Origin of the sequence: Bradyrhizobium sp. SZCCHNRI1009, from assembly GCF_032487575.1 — a bacterium.
In the GTDB taxonomy this organism is placed as follows: Bacteria; Pseudomonadota; Alphaproteobacteria; order Rhizobiales; family Xanthobacteraceae; genus Bradyrhizobium.
On the sequence record NZ_JAUEUL010000013.1, the window covers coordinates 30,892 to 48,016 of the forward strand.

The window sequence follows — 17,125 nt, forward strand, 5'->3', positions numbered from 1 at the left end:
CGCGCGGCGCGGGCGAATCGTCTTAGCGTCCTCACCTGCAACATCTGCGAATGTTCAGCGCCGCCTGAGGCTGGCGAGGCGCACCGGGCGCGGCGCCGGCTTGGCGGCCACAGCCTTCGGGGCCGGGCTTTCGAGCCGGGCCAGCTGGCGCCGCTGCGCCGACAGCGGCGCGACAGGCGGCCATGCGAACAGATCGGACGCCGGCGCTGCCAAGGCCGGCGCCGCAAGCCGCCGCGCGAGCGGCGGACGTGGCCATGCCGGCTTCTGCGCGACACGTCCGACGGCCGCCGGCACGTCGAGAATGCCGAAATCATCCAGCCTGGCGCGGGCCCCCGTATCGGCGCCAGCGAGATCGACGGGCGCTATCCTCGGCCAATGCGCCACCGGGGTCTCGTCCGACGGGCGGTGCACCAGCCAATCCTCGGGCTCGGTCGGCGTCGCCGGAAGGTCCGGCGTCGCCGCCACGACGTGGACGACGCGGTAGTTCTTGGCCTTGAGCTCGGCGAGGATCTTCGGCAGCGCCGTCACGGTGCGCGCATGGATGTCGTGCAGCAGCAGGATGCCCTTGCCGCGCGCCTCCAGCCGCTTCATCGCGAGCTCGTAGACCTTGGCGCCGGAGATGTTGCGCCAGTCGTCAGCGAGGAAGTCGGCGCTCCAGACCTGCAGGCCGAGCGAGGCGGCGTAGCTCTCCACGGCGTCGCCGCGCAGCAGGCCGGGCACGCGGAAGAACGGCGACAGCGCCGACGGATCGGTCAGCGCCGCCGTCGTCCAGGCGATGCCCTGGTCGACCTCGGGCTTGACCTGGTCGAGCGTCATCTTGTTGAAGCTCAGCGGATGGTTCTGGCTGTGGGTGCCGATGGTGTGGCCGGCGGCCGCAAGCTTCCGCACGCCCTCGGGATCGGCCTTGGCCTGGCGGCCAATGGTGAAGAACGTCGCCTTGACGCACTGGTCGGCGAGGATCTGCAGCACCTGATTGCTGTATTTCGGCAGCGGGCCGTCGTCGAAGGTGATGACGACCTCGTGATCCCGAAGCGGCAGCGTCTCCTTGTACTGCATCGCGCCGATGCGCGGATGCTCGCGCGGATCAACCACCAGGACGCGCGACGTGCCGAGCGCGTTCGGATGCCCGGGACAATCGGCCACCGGTGCGGCCGACGATCCGACACTGGAGGCGAAGCAGGCGACGGTGCCCAACAGCACTGCGAGCCATATTGGCCGTCCGACGCAAGCCCACCGACGATCACGCATCACGCTGCTCACATTCCCTTCACCGTCCCGGCTCCTTCGGCCAGGGTCTTCCACGGTCGATGATGTGTCGCAGCCGCGGGGGGCAGGCAAGCGACCGCCAAGACATAGCAGGGATGTGCGGCTGTCGCGAGATGACATCGTTCCGGGTTCCGGTTTGCCCGCGGCTGTTGCCGGATTGCAAGCGGCAGAAATCGCCGCAATCACGGCAGTCGAGCGTAGACGGCGGTCCTGAACGGCGGATTAACCACCTTCGTGCGGCGGCGTCGGCGCGGCTGAAGGACGCTCGCTATGCTCCTCGTGATGCAAATCCTCCGGCGGCTTCGGCACCACATGGACCACGCGATAGCCGTGTGTCTTCAGGTAGCGCAGGAACGCCGGCAGCATGGCCACCGTGCGCGGCTGCGGGTCGTGCAGCAGGATGATGCCTTTGCGCGCCTGGTTCAGCCGGCTGGTCAACCGGTGGAGAGTCTGCTGCGGCGACAGCGGGTTCCAGTCGCCGGCCCAGAAGTCGGCGCCGAACACGACGATGCCGCGTGACTGCAGCAGGTCGAGCGTCGCCGGTGTCGATTCGAAATAGGGGAAGCGAAAGAATGGCGTCGACGGCGTGGTCGTCTCGACGCCGTTGAGCGCCTTCTCGTCGGCGGCGATGCCGCGATCGATCTCAGCGACGGCCTGTTCCGGCGTGATGTGCGCGAGATGCGCATGCGTGAAGGTGTGATGACCGACGGTGTGGCCTTCGGCCGCGATCTTCCGCACCAGCGCGGCGCGGCCCGACGCGGGCTGGCCGACCAGGAAGAAGGTCGCGCGCACGCATTCCCTGGCGAGCGCGGCGAGCACCTTGTCGGTCATCGGCGGCGACGGGCCGTCGTCGAAGGTCAACACCACCTCGCCGTCATGCAGCGGCAGCGTGTCCGGGAAGCTCTTCAGGCCGACGCGCGGATGTGTCGCGGCGTCGACGGTGAGAATGCGCGACGTGCCGAGCGTACCTTCGCGCGGGCATGCGGCAGGCGCGGCCGCGGCGACGTCAGCCGCGAGCAGCGCCGCCACGACGCCGGCCGCGTTTACCCATCCCGTCATCGATCGCCAAGGCCGCATCTTTTCCCGTTGCGTTCGCTGTTGCCGATTATGTAATGCGTGAAGCACAAATCAGACCATTTGCTCTGAAATCAAGCGCGTGAGGCACGTCATGAACGAGACATCGGACGTTGCCCATGCTGATGCAACTCTACGCGATCGCGCGCCGATGCGCACCGAATCCGGCGAGATTAGCGCCGAATTCATCGCCGCCATCGCGGCGGCCATCGCCGCCGAGGACGAGGCGTTCCTGCGCGCCGAGGTCGCCGAGCTGCACGAGGCCGATCTCGGCGACCTGATCGCGGCGCTCGCGCCGGACGACCGTGTCCGGCTGGTCGAGCTGACCGGCACCGATTTCGACTTCTCCGCGCTGAACGAGGTCGACGACGCGGTCCGCGAGGAGATCCTCGAGGAGCTCGAGCCCGAGACCGTCGCGGAGGGCGTGCGCGAGCTCGAATCCGACGACGCCGTCGAGCTGTTGGAAAGCCTCGACGAGGAGGACAAGGAGGAGATCCTCGAACGCCTGCCGCCGTCCGAGCGCGACGCGCTCGCGCGCAGCCTCGATTATCCCGAGGGCTCGGCCGGCCGCCGCATGCAGCGCGAGTTCATCGCGGTTCCGCTGGGCTGGACGGTCGGCGAAGCCATCGACTACATGCGCGAGACGCGGGATCTGCCCGAGCGGTTCTACGAGATCTATGCGGTCGACGACGCACGGCATTGGCAGGGCGCGGTGTCGCTCGATGCGCTGCTGCGCGCCCGCCGTCCGGTTCCGCTGGCCGATCTGATCGACGAGGACCGCCGTCGCGTCACCGTCACCGACGATCTCGCCGAGGTGGCGCGGCTGTTCGGCAAGTACAATCTGGTCGCAGCCCCCGTGGTCGACGCCGAGAACCGGCTGGCCGGCGTCATCACCATCGACGACGTGGTCGACGTCATCGAGGAGGAGGCCGACGAGGATTTCAAGGCGCTCGGCGGCGTGTCCGGCGACGAGGAGCTGTCCGACAGCGTCTGGACCATCGCCAAGGGCCGCTTCAACTGGCTGCTGATCAATCTTGCCACCGCGTTCCTGGCGTCCTCGGTGCTCGGCCTGTTCGAGGGCCAGTTGCAGCAGATGGTCGCGCTCGCCGTGCTGGCGCCGATCGTCGCCAGCCAGGGCGGCAACGCCGCGACCCAGACCATGACGGTCGCAGTGCGCGCGCTGGCGACGCGCGAACTCGGGCCGAACAATGCGATGCGGGTGGTGATGCGCGAGGGGCTGGTCGGGCTCGTCAATGGCCTGGCCTTCGCGCTCGTCACCGGCATCGCCGCCGTGGCGTGGTTCAAGATGCCCGGGCTCGGCATCGTGATCGGGCTTGCGATGATCTCGAATCTCGTCGCGGGTGCGCTGGGCGGCATCCTGATCCCGATGGTGCTCGAACGGGTCCGCGCCGACCCGGCGGTGGCCTCCGGAACCTTCGTCACGACGGTGACCGACGTGGTCGGCTTCTTCTCGTTTCTGGGCATCGCCACGCTCTGGTTCGGCCTGAAATAACCGCTGCGCCTGAACGACTTATATCGTTAATCCGGCCTTAACGCGGTTCGGCGAGACTGTCGCTCGACACGGAGTCGGACGATGCAACGCTTGCGGCTGAAGGCAGATGGACGGATCGTGGAGCTGCGCGACGGCGAGGAGATTCCGCTGGCGCCCGCGGCTCCGCTCGAAGTGCGCGATCTCAGGCGGCGGGTGCATCTGACCCAGCAGGAATTCGCCGCCAAGCTCGGTGTGCCCGTCGAGACCATCCGCAATTGGGAGCAGGGCAAGCGCATGCCGCGCGGCCCGGCGCGCGCGCTGCTCACCGTCATCGCGCATGCGCCCGAGACGGTGTTTGCCGCCTTAGCCAAGACTTAAGCCAACCACGGGTCGTGCGTTGGCAACGCTCGGCGTGTGCCTACATAATGTTGCACGCGCTCTGGAGTGCACGGCCATGCTGATGATCGAGGCCAACGGTGCCAGGATTCCCGCTTTGGGTCTCGGAACCTGGGAGCTGCGCGGGCGCGCCTGCAGCCGCATCGTCGAGCAGGCGCTCACCCTCGGCTACCGGCACATCGACACCGCGCAAGTCTATGAGAACGAGCAAGAGGTCGGCGAGGGCCTGCGTGCGTCCCGCGTCCGGCGCAACGAGGTGTTCCTGACCACCAAGGTGTGGACCACGCATTTCGCGCCGCACGATCTCGAGCGCTCGGCCAAGGAGAGTCTGGTCCGGCTGCGCGTCTCCGAGGTCGACCTGTTGCTGCTGCACTGGCCCAATCCGCACGTGCCGCTGACCGAGACGCTCGGCGCGCTGGCGCATGCCAAGACGCTCGGGCTCGCACGCCATATCGGCGTGTCCAATTTCACGGTCGGTCTGCTCGACGAGGCGGTGGCGGCATCGCCGGAGCCGCTGGTGTGCAACCAGGTCGAGTATCATCCCTATCTCGATCAGACCAAGGTCCGCGAGGCCTGCGCGCGCCATGGCGTCGCGCTCGTCGCCTACAGCCCGATCGCCAAGGGCAAGATCAAGAACGATCCGACCTTGACGCGGATCGGCCGCGCCCATGGCAAGAGCCCGGCGCAGATCTGCCTGCGCTGGCTGGTGCAGCAGAGCGTCGTGGCGATCCCGCGCACCTCCAAGATCGAACGGCTGTCCGAGAACCTCGACGTGTTCGATTTCGAGCTGTCCGAGCAGGACATGGCCGACATCTTCGCGATGGGCAGTCCCGAGGGGCGGATGACCAACTTCGCCTTTGCGCCGAAATGGGATTGAGGGCGGCGCCCGCGCATTTATGCTAAAGCCTGACATGACAGGGCGCGGCCGGCGGGCCGCACGACGGCGGCTGCCGCATTCCCTGCCGATGATCGGAGCGATGGCGCGCCGCGCCTTCGCTCATGCGCGGGCGTAGTGAAGCAGCATGGAACGTTGGCAGTTCATCCGTTGGGGCATCGCCGCGTCCGTGCTCGCGCATCTCCTGATCGCCGGTGGGGTCGTGGTCTCGACCACGGTCCGGCCTTATGAGCTGCCCAAGAGCGACGAGATCGAGGTCAACATCGTCGACGCCGACGAGCCGCAGAAGACGCCCGAGCCCGTCGCCACGCCATCGCCATCCCCGACGCCGGATCTGGTGCTGCCGCAGCCGGACCCGAGCGCCTCGCCGGCGGCCGCCGCACCGCCACCGCCCAGTCCCCCGCAGGACGCCAAGGAGACCCCCAATCCTCCGATGCCGGCCGCGCCGGCGGCGAAACAGCCGGCGCCGGCAGCATCGCCCAAAGCGGTGAAGACGGCCGCAAAGGCGGAGAGCAGATCCGCCGTCAAGCCGGCGCCGCCACCCGTGCCGGCACCCGCGCCGACCTATGTGCCTCCCGAACCGGATCTCACGGTGAAGTATGGGGTCATGCTCGGTCTGCCCGAGCCATTGTCTCCGTTGCCGCGTCCCGGCGGCCCGGAGGACGGCAAGGACACCGGGCCGACCGCGACGACGAACCTCGCCGCCAATCTGGAAGCGGCCCTGCGGCAGAAGGTCAGGAGCTGCGCGCGGCTGCCGGCCTCGCTGTCGCTGTCGGACAACGTGCTCATCAGGCTGCGCTTCGGCATGACACCCGATGGACGGCTGGCGACAGAGCCGGAGGTGATAGAGGTCGTCGCGGCCTCCAAGGCGATCCAGCTCAAGGAGAGCGCGGTCCAGGCGTTGAATGCCTGCCAGCCCTACGCGATGTTGCCTCCCGATCGCTACGACGAGTGGAAGGTGATCGAGATGTCGTTCACGCCGCAAGATTTCGCCCGCTGATCTGCGGCCGGCGACGCATGAAGGCGGGCGCGTGGTCGGGCGCTTGTGTGTCGACGCAACGGCCGATCATCCTGTATGCGTCGCCGATAGCATGAGCGTCGACGGCGCGGCTGCGCGGGCCGTCCACGCCCAACACGGAGACGGTGCGACATGACGCTGAAGCTGGTGATCGGCAACAAGAACTATTCCTCATGGTCGATGCGGCCCTGGCTGGCGCTGCGCGGATGCGACATCGCCTTCGATGAGATCGTGATCCCGCTCTACACCGACGATCCCGCCGACAAGGCGCGCATCCTCAAGCATTCCCCGGCCGGCAAGGTGCCGATCCTGATCGATGGCGCGATCAGCGTGTGGGATTCGCTCGCGATCATCGAATATCTCGCCGAGCGCTTCCCGCAGGCGGGGCTGTGGCCCGCCGATGCCGCTGCCCGCGCCCATGCGCGATCGGTCTGCGCCGAGATGCACTCCGGCTTTCCGGCCTTGCGCAACGAATGCCCGATGAATCTCCACCGGCCGGTGCGGCCGGTGGAACTGTCAGCCGATGCCAAGGCCAACATCGCGCGGATCGAGGACATCTGGCGCGACTGCCGTGCCCGCTACGGCCATGGCGGGCCGTTCCTGTTCGGCCGCTTCGGTGCCGCCGACGCCATGTTCGCCCCGGTGGTCACGCGCTTCCACAGCTTCGCCATTCCGGTCGCCGCTGAGACCCGCGCCTACATGGACATGATGATGGCGATGCCGGCTTTCGCGGCCTGGGTGAAGGACGGCCTCGCGGAGGACTGGGTCATCGAGCGGGTCGAGAACGTCTGAACGGTCTCGTCTGTTCGCGATTTGGTCCGTGGTGGACGAGCGCGCCCCGAGCCGCTCGTCCAGGAATACCGTTTGCGGACCCATCCCGTTGAAGAATCTCGCAATCTCCGCGTTTGCCACGTCGTGAGGTCGCTGGTCAGGGCGGGCGGCGGCGTGATATAAGCGCGATATTTATAAAGACACGCCGGCTCGGGCAGCGGGACCAGGGGCTCTTGCCGGCATGCGAGCAGGAGAGGGCGTTGAAACACAAGTTCCCCATTGGGGCGACCGTCTATTTCACCGCGAGCAACGTCTCGCGTCCGGCGGCCACAGGCACCTACGAGATCATCCGCCAGCTTCCGACGGAAGACGACGACTGCCAGTATCGGATCAAAAGCTCGACGGAAGCCTTTGAGCGGGTTGCCAGAGAGAGCCAATTGGCCTTGTCTTGAGAACCACGTGCCGCGTCGGCGGACGCGGCCGCCGGAGACGTAGCCGAAGCGAGAGGGAGAGTTGCCACGCGTTCGGGAGCCGTGGCGCGAGACGATGACGATTGCTGCGCGATCCCTTTTGGGGATAGCGGGTAGCTCCACACCATCCGGCGCCCGCAGGCGCATGGAATCGTCTTATTGTCTTGGTGGGGCCGCAATCGATCGGGTGATCATTTGAATTTGATGATCGTTTCACGGCCGTCCCATGTAGGGACGCCATCGGGGCCGCTTTCGCTGGCCCACGTCAGGAACAAGCGCGCATGAACTCGACCTGGCCTTCCTCGTTGGATCAGCTCTTGAACTCACCGGCGTTCCCGATGTGGCTCACCGTTGCCGCGGCGGGTTTCTTTGCGCTGGTCGTCCTGACGACGCTGCTCAGGGCCGAGAAATCGGTCGCCAACGGCGCGCTGACGGTGATCACGCTGCTGGCGGTCGGGATTGCGGTGGCGTCGATGATGCGGAGCCAGGATGCGACCCCGCGTGGCGCCAATGGCGATCCTGCTGTGACCGCCTCCGTCGGCCTCTCGCCGCCCGCGCTGGCCTGCGTGGATGATCTCGCCGGCGATCTGGTGCTCGCGAATTGCGAGAAGAGCCTGTTCGGATCGGCCGAGATGACGGCCGCTGCCGTCAGCTATGCGGCGGGCATGCTGAGCCGGCTGTCCCAGGTGGGCGACGTCGCCAGCGCCAACAAGGTGATGACCGCGGAGCTGCTGGCGCTGCGCCGTGCCGTCGAGCGCGATCGCTATGGCCTGATGGCCTATGTGCTGCTGACACGCGACCGCTGCACGCCGAGCGATTGCGTGATGTTCCGTGCCGTGGGCGATCGCCAGCAACTGATGAACAACATGGAAGGGCGGACCTATGAGGGCCTGGTGACGCGCTACGCCTCGCAGTGGAATGCGGCGCCGGGCCAGCCCGTCGCTGGAACCTTTGCGGGATTGGCGCCTCCAGGGGTGGCGCCGTCGGCGCCGAGCGGCAAGCCGACGACCGCGGAATTTCCCAGCTCGGCGAACACCCCGCCGGTCAGCATCATGAATCCCGAGCCGACGGCCTCGACGCGCTCGGCCGCCCCGGCAGCCGCGGCGCCGAAACCGCCGACGCAGCTTACGCCGTCGCCCGCAGCCCCACCGAGCGTGGCTGCCAGCCACGCCCAGGCGCCGGCGGCCAAGAGGGCCGCGCCGAAGCCGAAGCCGGCCGCTGCGGCGCCTCAAGCGGCGCCTGAGCCCGCCGAGCCGGCCGCCAACAACGAATAGATCCCGCTGGTTGAACCGCCATCATGCCTCTGCACCTGATCAAGCTCGCCGTCGGCTGCGAGTCCGTGAAAGAGCTGAAGGAGTGGATCGCCGAGCGCATGCTCGCGGCCAAGAAGAAGGGCCTGCCGCAGCAGCACGTCCATGTCACGCGGATGACGCCGAAACGGGTCGAGGACATCCTCGCCGGCGGCTCGCTGTACTGGGTGATTCGCGGTGAGGTCGCCGCGCGCGAGAAGATCGTCGGCATCGAGCCGTTCCGCGACGGCGACGGCATCGGGCGGTGCCGCATCATCATGCAGCCGAAGGTGATCGCGGTGTCGCCGCGGCCGATGCGTCCGTTCCAGGGGTGGCGCTATCTGACCGCCGAGGATGCGCCGGCCGATCTCGGCAAGGCCAGTGCGGCGGGCGTCGAAGCCATGCCCGAGCCGCTGCGCCGCGAGCTGCGCGATCTCGGGTTGCTGTAGCACCTCGACGTGCCGGTGGTGTTGCGCGTGAGCATCTCACGCGCGGCGGAAGTTCAGCCTCGCTCGCAAGGGCAGGGCGTACGTTCGAGGCGGCGGCGGCTGCCGTTGCCTCTGCCTTGCGGGCGAGGGAGCCGCTCACGGTGTCTTGGCGGACCGCCGGTCTCCCGGCGCCTCACGCCGCGATATTGTCGATCAGTCGCGTGGTTCCGATCTTCGCTGCGACCAGGATGCGCTTGGGTCCCGACTCGTTCGGGGCGATGGGCGCCAGCGTCTCGGCGTGGCGGACCTCGAGATAGTCCAAGGCGAAGCCGGCTTCGGTGATTGCGGCGGCGCCATCATCAACCGCCGCCTGCATGTCGTCGCCGGCGCGCAGCCGGGCTGCCAGCTCCTTCAGGACACGGTGCAGCGTCGGCGCCGCCCGCCGCTCATCTGCCGAGAGGTAGACATTGCGCGACGACATCGCGAGTCCGTCGCGTTCGCGCACCGTACGCGATCCGACGACGCGGACGCCGAGATCGAGGTCGCGCGCCATCTGGGCGACGACGCGGAGCTGCTGATAGTCCTTCTCGCCGAAGATCGCGACGTCCGGCCGACATTGCGTGAACAGCTTGGCGACCACGGTCGCCACCCCGCCGAAGAAATGCGGACGGAAGCGGTCCTCCAGCCCGGCCAACGCCGCGCCTTCCGGCACGATCCGCGTCGCGAAGCCGTCCGGATACATCGCCTTCGCGTCGGGATGCCAGATCAGATCGACGCGCTCGGCCGCAAGTTTCGCAACATCCTCCTTCCAGGTCCGGGGGTAGGACCCGAAATCCTCCGTCGGCGCGAACTGAGTCGGGTTGACGAAGATCGAGACGACCACCTTGTCGGCGCGGCGCTTCGCCTGCCGGACCAGCGAGATGTGCCCTTCATGCAGCGCGCCCATGGTCGGCACGAGCGCGATGCTGGCTTTTCTCGCGCGCAAGCTGTCGAGCTCGCGGCGGAGGGCGGAAACGGTGCGGGCGACGCGCGGGCTTCGTGACATTTTTGCTCGATCTCACAGCGAAAAATTGCGGTTGCTCTGTTCGGCCTTGACGCTCGGGCGACCGCCCTTAACAAGGACGCGGCACGCCGCTCAGCATACTTGAATACGCCTGTTAGCACGTCTCCGCGTCCGATGCGGAGTTGGTAAACGCGCGCGTCAAGTAGTAGCGGAGGATGCGTCTCCCCGTGGGATTCACGATGACGATGCATTTCACTTGACCGCAGACGACCGTGACTCGAAGATGATCGTAAGAGGTCGACAACATGCTGGTGCAGACTAGCCAAGGACAATCGGGCTCGGCCCACGTGGTTGTGCTTGGGAACGAGAAGGGCGGGTCGGGCAAGTCGACCACCGCCCTGCACATTGCCGTGGCACTCCTGAAGGCCGGCCAGCGCGTCGCCACGATCGATCTCGATTGCCGCCAGCAGAGCTTCACCCACTACATCAACAACCGCAGCGCCTGGGCGCGCCGCACCGGCCTGCGCCTCGAGCTGCCGACGCACTACTGCATCCAGCTCGGCCGGACGTTGCAGATCGACGAGAACGAGAACACCGAGTTCCAGCAGTTCATGGAGGCCGTGAGCGCGGTCGAACGCTCGTTCGACTTCATCGTCATCGATACGCCCGGCAATGACAACTACCTGATGCGCCTGGCGCATTCGATGGCGGATACGCTGGTCACGCCGATCAACGACAGCTTCCTCGACTTCGACGTGCTGGGAACGGTCGATCCCGCGACCTATGCCGTGACCGGCGAGAGCCATTATGCGGAGATGGTGCGCGACGTCCGGCGCAAGCGCCGCCAGGTGGACGGTGCGATGACCGACTGGATCGTGGTCCGCAACCGGCTGTCGATGCTCGGCTCGCGCAACAAGCAACTGGTCGCCGACGGCCTCAAGGACCTGTCGCTGCGGCTCGGCTTTCGCGCCATCGACGGCTTTGCCGAACGCGTCGTCTATCGCGAGTTCTTCCCGCGCGGACTGACCGCGCTCGACGACATCGACGAGGCGACCCTGGGCACCCGCCCCAATCTCGGCCACGTCACGGCCCGGGAGGAGGTCACCAGCCTGTTGCGCCAGCTCAAGCTGCCGCTGGACGAGCGCGGCCGCCGCCGCGCCGCAAACCGCGCCGAATGGTTCGCCCAGGTCGACAAGCCGCTCGACCTGCACGACATCATCAGCGCCTGAATACCGTCCGCATTCAGGCGAGACCTCGCCTGAGACATTGTGCGCGTTGAACGTGCCCGCGGCCTGGTTAAACAATCTCCTGACAGCGGTGGCGAGTAACGGCGCGTTCAGCCTGTTTGGGCCGGACGGAAGAAGATTTTCTCAGGTCAAGGCCGCAGCCGCCAATTTCGCTAGATTACCGTCAAATTCATGACTGATTTGAACCTGACGTTCAGGGCTCAAGTCACAAGAGGGGGCGGTGGAACCCGCTCTGCTGCACAGCAACTAGGTGCGGCGCACAACGAACGGGCGACGGATACACAACATTTGGTCTTCCTGTCACAGCGCCGTTACATATATTAAACAGAACGGGTCGCGAGAGTCTTACAGGTTCAAAACTACCTTTGATTGTGCTCCCGAGGGACGAACATGAAGCGTGGAATAACCGTTCTTGTGTCTGTCAGCGTGCTGGCGGCCGTCGGCTACTTCACCGCGAGCAAGTGGGCGATCCGGCACGAGACCATCAGGTTCTATGACGCCTCGCGCGACAACCGTCTGGTCGAAGTCGCCGTGGCCGTCCGCCGCGACAAGGAGATGCAGGCCGAAGCCGGCATGATCAAGCTGCCGGTCGCGATCCTCAATCACGGCAACACCGTCAAGTTCACCGAGTACTCGTTCCTGGCCAACGTATTTGCTGCGCGCGGCTACATGGCGGTCAGCATCCAGCACGACCTGCCGACCGATGCGCCGATGGTGACGAAGATCGGCGAGCCCTATGTCGGCCGGCTGCCGCAGATCCAGCGCGGTGTGGCCAACATCCGATTCGCCGTCGAGCAGATGCACCAGGTGCAGCCGAATGCCGACTATGATCATCTGACGATTGTTGGTCATTCGATGGGCGGCGACATCTCGATGTATTTCGCCAAGCAGTATCCCGAGGACGTCCGGAAGGTGGTCACGCTCGACAACCTCCGCGTCCCGTTCGTCACCGACGGCAGGTTCAAGATCCTGTCGTTCCGCTCGAAGGACCCGCAGTTCAAGACCGATCCCGGCGTGATCCCGAGCGACGACATCTGCGAGAAGGAAGGCATCACCGTCGTCAAGACGGACTTCCAGCACAACGACATGCGCGACACCGGACCCGACGACGCCAAGTCGTCGATCCAGGCCATGCTGGACAAATTCCTCGCCGACAGCGACAGCAGCACCAGCGACATCGGGCCGGTCAAGACCAATACCCCGTTGCTCGATCCGGGTCCCGTCGCGCCTTATGCGCCGGTCGGCAAGACCGCGACGCCGGCCAAGCCGCTGACGCATTGAGGGGGCAGGGGCGGGGCGCACGCCGGTCTCGCCTGATCCTTGCGGCCCTTGCGACGGGAACGAACGGCGTATCCGGCAGATGTCACTGCCGTCATTGAAGCTGTCCATCCGCCTGCCCACATGATGCGCGTCCGAGCAAGGTGCGTGCATGGTCGATCATCGTTCGAAGCCCGGTTCTGCCCCGATCACCTCGCCCGACGATGGCTCGCGTCAGCAGCGCTTGCCGGACAATGAGCATTCCACGGCAGACGCGATTGCGGCATTCGTCGCGCAGGCCAAGGCCATGGCTCCCGCGGCTCTGGGGACCAGAGGCCGCCTCGTCTTCGCGCTCGATGCGACCCTGAGCCGCCAGCCGACCTGGGACATGGCCTGCGCCCTGCAGGCCGACATGTTTCGCGAGGCCGCAGCCCTCGGCAGCCTCGATATCCGGCTGGTGTACTACAGGGGCTTCAACGAATGTCGCGCCACGGGCTGGATCTCCGACAGCGCTGAGCTCGCCCGGCTGATGGGCAAGATCGATTGCCGCGGCGGCAAGACCCAGATCGGCAAGGTTCTTGCCGAGGCGCGGCGCCATGCGACAGCGTCCGGAATCCGCGCCGTTGTGTTCGTTGGCGACGCGATGGAGGAGAATGTCGACGAGCTCTGTGCGAAGGCCGGCGAGCTCGGGCTGTTGAAGGTCCCGCTGTTCATGTTCCAGGAGGGCCATGAGCCCGCGGCCGAGCAGGCGTTTCGCGAGATGGCGCGGCTCTCGGGAGGAGCGTGGTGCAGGTTCGATCCGGGCGCCTCCGCGCAGTTGCGCGAGCTCCTGCGCGCCGCCGCGGCCTACGCTGCGGGCGGTCGCGCGGCGCTGCTCCGGCTCGCCGGCTCCGAAGCGGGCGCGGCACGCCTGATCGGGCAGATGAAGTAGAGATCGATTTCGGCCGCCGCCAACATCAAGCGCACCGGCTCGAGCCTGCCGGTCGGGGACGCAGCCGATCATGCTTTTTGTGCCGACACGCTCTATATTCGGCCCATGACACTGATCGCTGGCGCCGTCGCCGTCATCACCCTTTATCTGTTGCTGCAGATGTTCCGGAACGCCAATCCGGCGGCGCTGGCGCGCACGATCAAGGTTGCCGGCGGCATCGGCTGCCTTGCGGTGGCAGCTTTCACCGGCCTTCGCGGCGAGCTGGTGGTGGCGATCCCGATCGGGTTGTTCGGGGCGGGGCTGCTCGGCTGGTCACCCGGCGGGCTCGGCAATCTCGGCAGCATGTTCGGGCTGGGTGGGCAGCGCTCGTCCGGTCAGAGCTCGCGGGTGCGCTCGCAGTTCATCGAGATGGTGCTCGATCACGACAGTGGCCAGATGCTGGGCCGCTTCGTCGCCGGCATCCATGCCGGCCGGTCGCTCGACGAGTTCGATCTGCCGCAGCTCGCGGCGATGGCACCGAGCCTCGATGCCGACAGCGTCGCTCTACTTGAAACTTATCTGGACCGCCGGTTTCCCACTTGGCGTCAGCACGCGCAAGGCGATGCGGCAGGGCGGCAGCGCCGCGCGGCGTCGAGCTCCAAAATGACGGAAGAGGAGGCCTATCAGATCCTTGGCCTGCAGCCGGGCGCGGGGCGAGACGAGATCGGGCGTGCCCACCGTGCGCTCATGAAGAAACTGCATCCCGACCAAGGGGGGTCGACGTATCTCGCCGCCCGGGTGAACGAGGCCAAGGATACTCTGCTTCGTACGCATCACGGCTAACTCCGGCAACGCCACCAACGCCACAGATCGAAACTGCTTCCATCACAGCCATGTCGACATCAGCGGCTCCCGGCTCTGTCAGGCGCGATCGTGCGACATGGTGAAAAAGTTCTAGCGGCAATTCCTTGACGAGTGGTTTGCGCGAGCGCGTTCGCGGCGGTGTCGCACGCGCGCAAAGAAAAAGGCCCGCGCGTGTGTCGCGCGGGCCTCATATGTCGTGATGTCGGTGCGTTAGTTGTGCACGGTCATGCAGGAGATGTCGGCGCGCTTCAGCTTCTTGCAGACGGCCTCGGCCTGATCACGATCGAGGCCGGCGAAGCGGGCGCGGATGAGGGTCTTGTCGCCCTTCGCGACCGTCTCGGTGAAGGGATCGGCCTTGCTGAGGAGACCTTGTGCCGAGCTGCGGGCCGCCTCGATCCGCTTCTGGGCCTCGGCCTCGTTGTCCAGCGCTCCGACCTGAATGATCCAGCCGCTCCGCGTGACGGACGACTTGCTCGGGAGCTCCGGCGCAGCGCTCGCGGAGGCGATCTGCGTCGGCTGGGCCGGAGGCGCGGCATAGGCCATGGCCTGCGACGAGCCTGCCGGCAGGCTGGAGGCGGGCAGCACGCCGAGAATGCCGTTGCCGGTGCCATGGCCCGGCGGCTGCGGCGGCATCTCGGGGCGGGCGGCTTCGGCGCGCACCATCGGCGGCGCCGGCTCGATCGCTTCGATGCGCTGTGCAATCGGGGCAGGCGGTGGCGCCACCGGCTGCGGGGCCGCCGTGGCGAGCTTGACCGCGCCGGCCTTGACCTGAACGGTCCTGACCTTGACGGGCTTCATCGGCTCGGTCGAACCGGGAACGATCGACATCGGCTGGGTCTGGATCACACCCGATGTCATCGGCGCGGGCTCGACCTTCGCTTCCTTCGGCGCGGCCGGCGGCAGGGCCGCGGTGGCTTCCGACAGGGTCGAGATCAGCTTGGCGGCGCGGCTCGGGGCCGGGGCCTCTGGCGCCGCCGAGGCGAGCTGGACCGTGCCCCGGTCGTCGCCGGCATCGGAGCCGCCGCGCTCGCCGATCGCCGCGACGGTGCGCTTGGTCGCGCCCTTCTCGAGGTTCTCGGCGAGCAAATTGCGCATGATCGCGTCGCGCGAACCGCCGCTGCGGCCGCCCAACACGACGCCGATCAGATGGCGGTTGCCGCGGCGCAGCGAGGTCACGAGATTGAATCCGGACGCGCGCGTGTACCCGGTCTTGATACCGTCGACGCCCTCGACGCTGCCGAGCAGGTGATTGTGGTTGCGGATCGACTGGCCGCGATAATTGAAGACCTCGGTCGAAAAGTAGCGATAGTAGCGCGGGAAGCGGTCCTGGATGGCGCGGCCGAGAATCGACTGGTCGCGTGCCGTCGTGATCTGCTCGTCGGCGGGCAGGCCCGAGGCGTTGACATAAGTGGTGCGGCTCATGCCGAGCGAGCGCGCCTTGCGCGTCATCATCTTGGCGAAATCATCCTCGTCGCCGCCGATCGCCTCGGCAATGACCACCGCAGCGTCGTTGGCCGAGCGCGTCACCAGGCCCTTAATCGCGTCCTCGACGCGGATGGTCTGGCCGGGGCGCAGGCCGAGCTTGGTCGGCGACTGCTCGGAGGCGTGCTCGGACACCGGCATCTCGGTGTCGAGCTTCATCTTGCCCGACTCCAGGCGCTCGAACAGCAGATAGAGAGTCATGATCTTGGTGAGCGACGCGGGATGCCGCAATGCGTCCGGGTTGGTCGCGGTCAGGGTCGCGCCCGAATTGCCGTCGACGATGATCGAGGCGAAGGCCGGGCTGTAGCTGCCTTCGTCGGTATGGGGCGAGTGACGCGCGTGGTGGTGCCGATGACGCCGGCGCGCTTCTGCGCTGTCGACCGTGACCACTGCTGCCGTCGCGAGGGTGATCAGTCCGTAGACGCCAACTCGCAACAGGCGCGAGGAAGCCATTTTTTTGCGAAGCATGAAATCCCCGTCCAATTTCTGACGTGATCACCGGCTCGTAAGGCGAAATTGTGCCGAACGCCCCTTTGACCGTGCCTGTCGGACCTCCCGATCGTGCCGTGACGCTGCCTAGCATCGAAGGGCCCGAACTGAGGTTTTGTTAAGACGCTGTTTTAGAACAGCTTTACGGTTCGGCCGACGCTGGCCGGGACCACCGGAGAGGTTAGGACGGTCGAGTTGCCAAAGGATTAAAGAAACCTTGCGGCGATGGCCGGTATTTCTGCCGAACTGACCCGGGTTGGAGCGCCTGACGGTGGATCGGGGAGCAATGCCCGGGATGGTGCATTGCACAAGATTCTTGATTGATTTTGTGCGCTGCACTATATTGTGATCGCGTCAGGGAGCCGGGGCTTCCCTGAGGGCGCTCAAAGTCAGGGAAAGGAATGCCACATGTTTAAGGTTGAAGACTTTCAGAACTACGGCAAAGAGCAGTTCGAGACCGTCGTGAACTCCGCGACGACCGTGCAGAACGGCCTCCAAGCCATCGCAACCGCCTATGGCGACTACACCAAGAAGTCGTTCGAGGACACCAAGTCGTTCGTCGAGAAGCTCCAGGGCGTGAAGTCGCTCGACAAGGTGCTCGAGGTGCAGACCGAGTTCGCCAAGTCGGCCTACGAGACCTTCGTCGCCGATTCGCAGAAGATCGCCGGGCTGTATTCGGATCTCGCCAAGCAGGCGTTCAAGCCGCTGGAAGGCATCGCCGCCAAGTTCACCCCGCCGGCCGCGCACTGACCGTTCGCGCCCGCAGGGAGCACA

Annotated in this window: 17 protein-coding genes; 13 read left to right on the forward strand and 4 right to left on the reverse strand. The window is 66.5% G+C overall.

The window, feature by feature from the left end:
• Positions 1-54: 54 nt before the first annotated feature.
• Positions 55-1,248 carry a polysaccharide deacetylase family protein gene (locus QX010_RS21775; RefSeq protein WP_316181799.1) on the reverse strand — a complete coding sequence of 398 codons (1,194 nt, stop codon included), beginning with the start codon at positions 1,246-1,248 and terminating at the stop codon, positions 55-57.
• Positions 1,249-1,488: 240 nt separating this feature from the next.
• Positions 1,489-2,325: a polysaccharide deacetylase family protein gene (locus tag QX010_RS21780; RefSeq protein WP_316181801.1), complete on the reverse strand. Its 837-nt coding sequence runs from the start codon at positions 2,323-2,325 to the stop codon at positions 1,489-1,491.
• 109 nt (positions 2,326-2,434) lie between these two features.
• On the opposite strand from QX010_RS21780, the gene mgtE reads away from it, so the two are divergent.
• From mgtE to QX010_RS21820, 8 genes are all read left to right on the forward strand, one after another.
• A complete protein-coding gene (gene mgtE, locus QX010_RS21785; RefSeq protein ID WP_316181803.1) occupies positions 2,435-3,853 on the forward strand; it encodes a magnesium transporter in 1,419 nt (472 codons plus the stop codon).
• An 81-nt stretch (positions 3,854-3,934) separates the two neighbouring features.
• Positions 3,935-4,210: a helix-turn-helix domain-containing protein gene (locus QX010_RS21790; protein ID WP_315718360.1), complete on the forward strand. Its 276-nt coding sequence runs from the start codon at positions 3,935-3,937 to the stop codon at positions 4,208-4,210.
• A gap of 76 nt (positions 4,211-4,286) precedes the next feature.
• Positions 4,287-5,105 (forward strand): aldo/keto reductase, encoded by an 819-nt coding sequence (locus QX010_RS21795; RefSeq protein WP_316181804.1) that lies wholly within the window; start codon positions 4,287-4,289, stop codon positions 5,103-5,105.
• 145 nt (positions 5,106-5,250) lie between these two features.
• The gene (locus tag QX010_RS21800) at positions 5,251-6,123 is read left to right on the forward strand and encodes a hypothetical protein (protein ID WP_316181805.1); all 873 of its coding nucleotides are present in this window, start codon (positions 5,251-5,253) and stop codon (positions 6,121-6,123) included.
• Between the two features lie 150 nt (positions 6,124-6,273).
• Positions 6,274-6,933, forward strand: coding sequence for a glutathione S-transferase family protein (locus tag QX010_RS21805; RefSeq protein ID WP_316181807.1), 660 nt, complete (start codon positions 6,274-6,276; stop codon positions 6,931-6,933).
• A gap of 239 nt (positions 6,934-7,172) precedes the next feature.
• Positions 7,173-7,364, forward strand: a complete 192-nt coding sequence (locus tag QX010_RS21810; RefSeq protein ID WP_315718364.1) for a hypothetical protein — start codon at positions 7,173-7,175, stop codon at positions 7,362-7,364.
• A 299-nt stretch (positions 7,365-7,663) separates the two neighbouring features.
• On the forward strand, positions 7,664-8,656 hold the full coding sequence (locus tag QX010_RS21815; RefSeq protein ID WP_316181809.1) for a hypothetical protein: 993 nt from the start codon (positions 7,664-7,666) through the stop codon (positions 8,654-8,656).
• A gap of 23 nt (positions 8,657-8,679) precedes the next feature.
• Entirely contained in the window at positions 8,680-9,120 is a 441-nt protein-coding gene (locus QX010_RS21820) for a DUF1489 domain-containing protein (RefSeq protein ID WP_315804143.1), read from the forward strand.
• A 172-nt stretch (positions 9,121-9,292) separates the two neighbouring features.
• Here the strand turns inward: QX010_RS21820 and panC are convergent, their stop codons facing one another.
• A complete protein-coding gene (gene panC, locus QX010_RS21825; protein ID WP_316181812.1) occupies positions 9,293-10,144 on the reverse strand; it encodes a pantoate--beta-alanine ligase in 852 nt (283 codons plus the stop codon).
• A 263-nt stretch (positions 10,145-10,407) separates the two neighbouring features.
• On the opposite strand from panC, the gene QX010_RS21830 reads away from it, so the two are divergent.
• The 4 genes from QX010_RS21830 to QX010_RS21845 all read left to right on the forward strand — a co-directional run bounded on the left by QX010_RS21830 (position 10,408) and on the right by QX010_RS21845 (position 14,359).
• Complete coding sequence (locus tag QX010_RS21830) at positions 10,408-11,331, forward strand: division plane positioning ATPase MipZ (RefSeq protein WP_316181814.1); 924 nt, start codon at positions 10,408-10,410, stop codon at positions 11,329-11,331.
• A gap of 408 nt (positions 11,332-11,739) precedes the next feature.
• Complete coding sequence (locus tag QX010_RS21835) at positions 11,740-12,630, forward strand: alpha/beta fold hydrolase (protein WP_316181816.1); 891 nt, start codon at positions 11,740-11,742, stop codon at positions 12,628-12,630.
• 148 nt (positions 12,631-12,778) lie between these two features.
• A complete protein-coding gene (locus tag QX010_RS21840) occupies positions 12,779-13,537 on the forward strand; it encodes a VWA domain-containing protein (RefSeq protein WP_316181817.1) in 759 nt (252 codons plus the stop codon).
• A gap of 105 nt (positions 13,538-13,642) precedes the next feature.
• Positions 13,643-14,359, forward strand: a complete 717-nt coding sequence (locus tag QX010_RS21845; protein WP_316181819.1) for a DnaJ domain-containing protein — start codon at positions 13,643-13,645, stop codon at positions 14,357-14,359.
• A gap of 231 nt (positions 14,360-14,590) precedes the next feature.
• On the opposite strand, the gene QX010_RS21850 is transcribed toward QX010_RS21845, so the two are convergent.
• Positions 14,591-16,330, reverse strand: coding sequence for a serine hydrolase (locus QX010_RS21850; protein ID WP_315804137.1), 1,740 nt, complete (start codon positions 16,328-16,330; stop codon positions 14,591-14,593).
• A gap of 429 nt (positions 16,331-16,759) precedes the next feature.
• Between QX010_RS21850 and QX010_RS21855 the strand changes: the two genes are divergently transcribed.
• Positions 16,760-17,101 (forward strand): phasin family protein, encoded by a 342-nt coding sequence (locus QX010_RS21855; RefSeq protein WP_315718372.1) that lies wholly within the window; start codon positions 16,760-16,762, stop codon positions 17,099-17,101.
• The last annotated feature ends 24 nt before the right edge of the window (positions 17,102-17,125 follow it).